This window comes from Shewanella colwelliana (genome assembly GCF_001735525.1).
Classification (GTDB): Bacteria; Pseudomonadota; Gammaproteobacteria; order Enterobacterales; family Shewanellaceae; genus Shewanella; species Shewanella colwelliana.
In genome coordinates, this window is sequence record NZ_MCBT01000048.1 from 1 (window position 1) to 2,370 (window position 2,370).

Below are 2,370 nucleotides of genomic sequence, written 5' to 3' on the forward strand. Positions count from 1 at the left end.
CAGTTAATGGTTAACTTTAGCGAAAGAATACAGACACTTGATTTAGTGTGACTCAAATTTAAAACAGCTTTCTAAATTTATAATTTTGGTTAATTACGCAGGTAATTGTTTGGCTGAGAAAGCCGTAACGAGCGAAGCGCGGAGTGTACTTTAGTACATGAGCACTGTAGCGAGGAAACAATGCCGTCAGACGGACAATTAACCAGTAAGAATTTGTCTGGAAACCATAGCATTGTGGCCCCACCTGATCCCATCCCGAACTCAGAAGTGAAACGCAATCGCGCCGATGGTAGTGTGGGGTCTCCCCATGTGAGAGTAGGTCATTTCCAGGCGCCTAATTAAGATGTTGAAGTGCAATCTAGTGTAAGACATTTCGATATAGAAAATTTGCTGATATGGCTCAGTCGGTAGAGCGCATCCTTGGTAAGGATGAGGTCCCCAGTTCGATTCTGGGTATCAGCACCATGATTTAAACGCGAAAGTGTTAACAAAATTTGTCTGGAAACCATAGCATTGTGGCCCCACCTGATCCCATCCCGAACTCAGAAGTGAAACGCAATCGCGCCGATGGTAGTGTGGGGTCTCCCCATGTGAGAGTAGGTCATTTCCAGGCGCCTAATACACGAAAAAGCCCTAGCACAAACGCTAGGGCTTTTTTCGTATATGCGCTTCGCGAAACCACATACCCCCGACGTCACCCCGCCGCTAAGCGGGCTCTCCAGCTTCGTAACAAGTTACTTGCGCTACTTAGCTCCTGAATGCGTTGCATTCATAGCGGAGCTTCTTAGCCCCCATGTGTTCGCTGCGCGAACTAGGAGAGTAGGTCATTTTCAGGCGCCTAATTAAGTAGAGAAGCCACCTTATTAAGGTGGCTTTTTTGCGTTTGGGCCTTTCAAAATAATAGATCATTAGCGTGAGACAGCCCTTAAGTGAGATGGGTTACTTATCGACTTGAGCATGTGCGTGTTATACCCATTAGTATCATACCAATTCCCGACCTCGTCCAAGACGCTGCATTCATGCATTTCGGGTGTTGGTACAGCCATGTGTTTCTTTCGGGGATAATAAAGAGTAGCTCATTTCCAGGTGCTTGATTTCTCGTCAGAGAGTCAAGAAAGCACGCTGTTAATACAACGGGCTTTTTCGTTTATACGCTCACCTAAATTGACCCAGCGCATTTATGGCACTTCTAACATTCTTGTAGGTCGCACGAAGGACTGCTTCACATGGAGCCAAAGTTGTTGACGCAGTGTAGGCCCCGTCAGTTTTCCGACGACGTCACCACTCGCTATAAGGTAGTTGATGCTTTGCATCCAAGGCAGAGGGAGAGTTTCTTATATCATAGCTCCTTCGCAAATGAGATGACTTGGCAAACCTCGTAAGTAAAGTCGCTGATTGATTTGAGCTGATGAATTTCACCACACCAATGAGAGTCGTTATGGGGAGCCTTTAGTGGCTAGTTCACTGGCAATATCTAAAGGAGAATACTCATAAAGCATTTCGCAAGGGATGAGGCTTTATGCCTGCACCCTATTCGACACATCTATTATTTATGAAGTGCTCAGCTTCACATTGACCTATGATGGTAGGGGGTATGGTCTGTGATGTTTGCTGCTTGGGGGAGCCGTTAGCTCTATGCAAAGTAAACTGGGCTGGACTCAAGATAGATTTAGGGAGCCTTAGAGTCTAAAAAGTTCATTACCAACAAAAGCAGAATTAAAACTATTTTATCAAAGTCCACAGTGACATCGTCAGTTGAAGGTCGATTTATTCATCTAGCTTCTCTATTTATGAAATACAAATAAGGCTGCCCTCTCTTCACTGTTGACGTTATTCGTTTCATCTTCTGTCAGCAGTGTAGTTTGGCTTGGTAATCTCTACGTGTTGGGCATGTTGAAATACTTTAGGTTTCAATCAAAATATTTAGCGGGCATCACTCGGTAGATTGAATGCTGATTACATAATGATGAAAGTTGGTGAAATAATAGCGCTGTGTTTGGTCGTTATATCAATTGCGGATTTCGGTATTAATGTAACGTTAGTTTTATCTGCTGACCTCCAATATGGGATAATAGGTGTGCTCTGGTTGTCACACCTGCCGTATCATTACTGCAAGAACCTTTTTAAGCCAAGGTATGTGGATAAATCTGTGTGTAACTGGTGTAAAGTATGTGCCTAAATCAGGTATAAAAATTAAATCACTTTTTAGTGAAAAAAGCCCTTGCGCCCATCCGAGAACTCCCTATAATGCGCATCCACTGACACGGCACAGCAGGCCAGTCGCTCTTAGCAAACGCTAGGCAGCACGGGACTTGCAGCAGTGTGAGAGAGTTTAGTTTTTCGGAATTAGACTTAGGTGGTAAGCGCCTT

The 2,370-nt window shown here is 44.3% G+C and carries 1 tRNA gene and 2 rRNA genes; all 3 read left to right on the forward strand.

Features of this window, described 5'->3' with window-relative positions:
• The first annotated feature begins 216 nt into the window (after nt 1-216).
• Nucleotides 217-332: ribosomal RNA gene (gene rrf, locus BEL05_RS17740) — 5S ribosomal RNA — on the forward strand.
• A 57-nt stretch (nt 333-389) separates the two neighbouring features.
• A tRNA-Thr gene (locus BEL05_RS17745) sits at nt 390-465 on the forward strand.
• A gap of 32 nt (nt 466-497) precedes the next feature.
• A 5S ribosomal RNA gene (rrf, locus tag BEL05_RS17750) occupies nt 498-613 on the forward strand.
• The last annotated feature ends 1,757 nt before the right edge of the window (nt 614-2,370 follow it).